7 protein-coding genes are annotated in these 5613 nt (G+C 53.3%); all 7 read right to left on the reverse strand.

What is annotated here, in order from left to right:
* The coding region (gene panB, locus FDW94_RS11220) for a 3-methyl-2-oxobutanoate hydroxymethyltransferase (protein WP_137377608.1) at positions 1–781 on the reverse strand (781 nt) is incomplete at its 3' end.
* A 120-nt stretch (positions 782–901) separates the two neighbouring features.
* Positions 902–1393: a 2-amino-4-hydroxy-6-hydroxymethyldihydropteridine diphosphokinase gene (gene folK / locus FDW94_RS11225; RefSeq protein ID WP_003829228.1), complete on the reverse strand. Its 492-nt coding sequence runs from the start codon at positions 1391–1393 to the stop codon at positions 902–904.
* 51 nt (positions 1394–1444) lie between these two features.
* Positions 1445–2842, reverse strand: coding sequence for a polynucleotide adenylyltransferase PcnB (gene pcnB / locus FDW94_RS11230; protein WP_212734176.1), 1398 nt, complete (start codon positions 2840–2842; stop codon positions 1445–1447).
* Positions 2843–2913: 71 nt separating this feature from the next.
* Positions 2914–3810: a tRNA glutamyl-Q(34) synthetase GluQRS gene (gene gluQRS / locus FDW94_RS11235; RefSeq protein ID WP_137377591.1), complete on the reverse strand. Its 897-nt coding sequence runs from the start codon at positions 3808–3810 to the stop codon at positions 2914–2916.
* Between the two features lie 70 nt (positions 3811–3880).
* On the reverse strand, positions 3881–4336 hold the full coding sequence (dksA, locus tag FDW94_RS11240) for an RNA polymerase-binding protein DksA (protein ID WP_003829221.1): 456 nt from the start codon (positions 4334–4336) through the stop codon (positions 3881–3883).
* Between the two features lie 177 nt (positions 4337–4513).
* On the reverse strand, positions 4514–5218 hold the full coding sequence (gene sfsA, locus FDW94_RS11245; protein ID WP_008786246.1) for a DNA/RNA nuclease SfsA: 705 nt from the start codon (positions 5216–5218) through the stop codon (positions 4514–4516).
* Between the two features lie 15 nt (positions 5219–5233).
* Positions 5234–5613 (reverse strand): RNA 2',3'-cyclic phosphodiesterase (thpR, locus tag FDW94_RS11250; RefSeq protein WP_249358438.1); only part of this gene is annotated, 380 nt, incomplete at its 5' end.

Consider the following 5613-nt stretch of genomic DNA (forward strand, 5'->3'; position numbering starts at 1 on the left):
TGTGCTCTTCGCCCGGATAAACGCCGGACTCCACTTCAGCCATATACTGCCGCACTGCGGCGCGCATGTCGCCTGCTTCATTGAGGAAATTCTTCGCAAATTTCGGAATATGGCCGCCGGTAATACCAAAGGCATCATGCATGACGAGGATTTGCCCGTCGGTGACGTTGCCGGCACCGATACCAATCACCGGGATCGACAGCGCTTCAGTGACGCGCTTCGCCAGCTCAACCGGCACGCACTCCAGCACCAGCAACTGAGCACCAGCGGCTTCTAAGGCCAGCGCATCATCCAGCAGTACCTGCCCGGCGTCGCCGCGGCCCTGAATTTTATAGCCGCCGAAGATATTCACCGACTGGGGCGTTAATCCCAGATGACCGCAAACCGGCACCGCGCGTTCGGTGAGCATTTTCACCGTATCTACCAGCCAGGCGCCACCTTCGATTTTGACCATATTAGCGCCCGCGCGCATAACCACCGCAGCGTTTTCAAACGCCTGCTCCGGAGTGGCATAAGCCATAAACGGTAGGTCGGAGAGCAGCAGACAATTCGGTGCGCCGCGACGCACGGCTCGGGTGTGGTAAGCAATGTCTTCAACGGTGACGGGCAGGGTGGAGTCGTGCCCCTGTACCGTCATGCCCAGCGAATCACCGACCAGCATCACGTTGATGCCTTCATCGGCAAACAGCTTAGCGAAGCTGTAGTCGTAGGCGGTGATAGTCGCGAAGCGCTTTTTCTCTTGCTTGCATTTCTGCAGCAGTGAAATAGTGGTGGGTTTCATAACATTTCCTGATGATGAAAGTCATATTTATCGGCATTCTAACAGTCACATTCAGGGGGGCAATTGTTTTAAGCAATCGTTTGGCGCTAAAGCAGTAAACGCTAAAGGGGAGAAGATACTTTACCAGTGTGCAGGTTTTGCGGCACCAAGATGGGTGAGGTGCTGATGCAGGCTGATACCATCCGGAAAGATAAGCTCAGGAGCAATTTCGAATAACGGCCACAGCATAAAACCACGGTTTTTCATGTCGTAGTGCGGTACGGTCAGACGTTCGGTGTTAATCACTTCATCGCCAAACAGCATAATGTCGAGGTCCAGCGTTCGTGGTCCCCAGCGTTCGGCTTTGCGCACCCGCCCCTGCTGTAACTCAATGCGTTGGGTGTGATTGAGTAATTCTTCCGGCGCAAGGGTGGTTTCCAGTGCGACGGCGGCGTTCAGGTAATCGGGTTGATCCTGTGGGCCTAATGGTGGCGTACGGTAAAATGAGGAGACAGCCACGATTCGGCTGTCAGGGATTTCCCCGATCGCTTTCACGGCAGCATTAACCTGCTCCAGAGGGGAGGCTAAATTACTGCCGAGGGCGATATATACCCGTCGTTTTTCAAGCTGCATCTGTGTCACCACCTTGATGCGACTCGAAATGTGTTGGGTATACGTGATAGGTCATGCGGAGCCTTCACGGCGTGGCGCGCGTTTACGCGGGCGACGATGGCGACGACGTGTGTCTGGCTCTTCATCCAGCTCGTTCAGCATGCCTTTTTGTTCTGGCGGCGCAGAAACCTGGAATTCACCCCACCATTTCGCCAGTCGCTGCAATTCCGCGTTGTGTTCGACTTCAGCACGCAGCGCTAACAGGTCGTAAGCTGCGCGGAACTTTGGATGCTCCATCAGCTTCCAGGCGCGTTTGCCCTGGCGACGGGACATACGTAACTGCAACTGCCAGATATCGCGGGTCAGTGAGGTCAAACGTTTCGGGATCGCCAGCGAGCGGCAGGCTTCGTCCAGCACGTCGTTCATTGCCAGCGCGAAAGCGTCGTAATAGGCCAGACCGCTTTCTTGCGCAATTTTCTGTGCGGCTTCCAGTAACGGATACCAGAACATGGCAGCAAACAAGAACGCCGGGTTAACGCGCATATCATTGTGAATGCGGTTATCGGTATTCTTCAGTACCTGGGCAATGATGCGTTCCATCGGGCTGTCACCGTCTTCGGTGAAGTAGCGTGTAATGGTTGGGAACAGCGGTTGGAACAGGCTGTACTCACGCAGTTTTTTATAGGTTTCGTACCCATAGCCCGCCTGTAACAGCTTGAGCGCTTCTTCAAACAGGCGTGCAGGAGGAATATCGTTAAGCAAGGTAGCCAGACGTGGGATCGGCTCTGCGGTTTCCGGGCTGATACGCATGTCGAGCTTGGCGGCAAAGCGTACGGCGCGCAGCATGCGCACAGGATCTTCGCGATAGCGCGTTTCCGGATTACCGATCAGGCGAATGATGCCCTCTTCGAGATCCTGCATTCCCCCAACGTAATCACGTACGGTGAAATCGGCCACGCTGTAATACAGGCTGTTAATCGTGAAATCACGACGATGTGCATCTTCTTCGATGGAGCCGAAGATGTTGTCACGCAGCAGCATACCGTTTTGCCCGCGCTGCGATGTTGTGCGATCGGATTCGCTGCCTTCATGATGGCCGCGGAACGTCGCCACTTCGATAATTTCAGGGCCGAACATGACATGGGCCAGACGGAAACGGCGACCGACCAGGCGACAGTTACGAAACAGTTTGCGCACCTGATCCGGCGTTGCGTTAGTGGTGACATCAAAATCTTTCGGTTTTTTGCCCAGCAAAAGATCGCGTACACCACCGCCAACCAGCCATGCCTCGTATCCGGCCTTATTGAGCCTGTACATTACCTTCAGGGCATTTTCACTGATATCTTTGCGGGAGATAGAGTGCTGCTCACGCGGAATTACCGTCATATGTGGACGGGCGACGGCGAGCTCAGCCTCGCGCTCCTCGCGGCTTAGCACCTTGCGGCAAAAATTAGCGACTCGGGTAAAAATAGTGCACCTCGGTAGTGTCAAACTTCAATCAGAACAAGTGTTGCTGTGTAAAAATAGCGGCTAATCATAGCTCAGCATGATGCATTTGAGAATGCCGGATTTAAGATCGCCGATTCAGGCACCGCTGTCAGACGCCAATTCTCAACGGCAAACTCCAGGATCTGATCAACCTGCATATCCTGCCACGGGATATCGGCACGCTGGCCGAGAAAGCGCAGTGCGGCAATAATCACCGGACGCGGATCGCCTTGCGGCAGCGCAGGTGCATGATTTTGTTTTGAAAGTTTAGCGCCTTGTTCGTTGAGCGCCAGCGGAAGATGAATATAGTCAGGTGCTTGCCAGCCAAACTGCTGATACAAAGAGATTTGCCGCACCGTGGGTTCGATAAGATCGGCACCGCGTACAATCTCTGTTACGCCCTGAAAGTGGTCATCAACCACCACGGCGAGGTTATAGGCAAAGAGCCCGTCGCGACGGTGAATGATAAAATCTTCGCCTGCAAGCTGTGGATCTGCCTGAATTTCACCGCGCAGTTGGTCAGTAAACTGCATCACCGGGTGACGTTGCTTTATGCGGACAGCCGCCTGCTCTGGTCCGAGGCGTAACTCACGGCAGTGGCCGTCATAAATACCGCCGACGCTTTGAATACGCGCCCGCGTACAGATGCAGTAATAGCTCAGATCCTGTTGATGTAACCAGGCGAGCGCCTCGCGGTAGGCATCATGACGTTGGGATTGCCATAAAATATCGCCATCCCAGTGCAGTCCGTAATGTTCCAGCTGACGCAGAATCGTATCTGCAGCACCGGGAACTTCACGAGGGGGGTCAATATCTTCAATGCGCACTCGCCAGATTCCGCGCTGTGCGCGGGCCTGCAGGTAACTCCCGAGGGCGGCAATTAGTGAACCGAAATGCAGTTCGCCAGAAGGGGAAGGGGCGAAGCGGCCTATATAGTGTGAATCGCTCATTTTGCGGACTAACAAATAATAAGGCGGGAGAAGCTCCCGCCTGTAGTAAACGTGGTAAAAATGACCGGAATTAACCTGCCATTTGTTTTTCGCGGATTTCTGCCAGCGTTTTACAGTCGATGCACAGATCGGCTGTCGGACGCGCTTCCAGACGGCGAATACCAATTTCTACGCCGCATGATTCGCAGTAGCCGAAATCTTCGTCTTCTACTTTCTTCAGCGTCTTCTCGATCTTTTTGATCAGTTTGCGCTCACGGTCACGGTTACGCAGCTCAAGGCTGAATTCTTCTTCCTGTGCGGCGCGGTCCACCGGATCAGGGAAGTTAGCCGCTTCGTCTTGCATATGAGTTACGGTGCGATCGACTTCATCCCTAAGTTGATTGCGCCATGCCTCAAGAATACGCCTGAAGTGCGACAGCTGGGCTTCGTTCATATACTCTTCGCCCGGTTTCTCCTGGTACGGCTCCACCCCAGCGATGGCGAGAATACTCAGGGACGATGTTTTACGGTTTTGCCCTTCTTGCATGTTGCTTCTCCTTAACACGCACTATCGATCCCCATGTTCGGGGGAAAAATCAGGTCGCTATAAATAGCAGATGCTTTTCCGGATAGCAATTATCTAAACGTAACACTTGACAACCCTGTGAGGAAAAGCGTATTTGCCCACGCGCCCAGAATACTAATTGACCAGATATTTACACCATTACAAGGTAATGGGCAACGGCTCTTTAAGAGTCATACCGTGGGCAGAAAGTTCCGCTTTATAAACCAGAATTTCAACCCCCTTAAGCTGTGCTTCAACTAATAATTGCGCATATTTTGCATCGATATGGCGCGCGGGTGAAAACCGTGTAATGGCTGAATGTAGCACGGCGAAAAATATCACTGCCCGCTTGCCTTCAGCCGCTACGCTCATCAATTCCCGAAGATGCTTCTGACCTCGTTCAGTGATGGCATCGGGAAAATAACCCTGCTCTTTTTCCGCCAACGTGACTGATTTCACTTCAATATAGCAGTCAGGTCGGGAATCTGCCTGTAACAAAAAGTCGATGCGGCTCCCTTCGGCGCCGTATTTTACTTCACTTTTCAAAGTACTGTAGCCTGAAACTTCCGAAATTAACGCCTGCTGAATCGCCTCTTTCGTTAATCTGTTGGCCCACAGCGTGTTAACACAAATAAATTCACCGGATTGGGTTTGCGTTAATTCCCAGGTATGTGGATATTTGCGTTTAGTATTTTCTGATGTCGAATACCAAACGGTGTCACCTGGCATTGCGCATCCGGTCATCGCACCTGTATTTGGGCAGTGTAGCGTTAACGCTGTGCCATCGGGTGTGATCACATCCGCTAAAAAGCGCTTATAGCGCTGAATGAGCGTTGCAGGTTGTAAAGGTGGAGAAAATTGCATAAGCAGTCCCTTTAATTATTCAGTCAGCGTCCAGCGTTGCAGCGGCGTATAACGCGTGCGTCCTCGTAAAAATGAGGAGGAGTAAAGTGCGAACTCCGTAACCGGAAATGACCAGCCAAAGCCCGGTGGAGGGATTGGAACCGCGTGACCGGCATCGCGCAGCAGTGTGATATGCGGGTGAAACGGCTGCGGGCTTTGATAGCACCCGCTGCGCGCGGCCTGCGCCCGTAACATATTTGCCAGTTGCAGCAACCCGCGCGGCGGCTGACGCATACCCAGCCACACGACCCTGGAGCGCAGCCATTGCCCGGCATCATCGAATTTGAGCGTGAAACCTGGCTGGCGAATACGCCCCGCGAGCTGCGACAGCGCCTGTTGCTTCTCAGCGCTGACGT

The sequence above is a fragment of the Citrobacter sp. wls757 genome (genome assembly GCF_005280935.1).
In the GTDB taxonomy this organism is placed as follows: domain Bacteria; phylum Pseudomonadota; class Gammaproteobacteria; order Enterobacterales; family Enterobacteriaceae; genus Citrobacter; species Citrobacter portucalensis.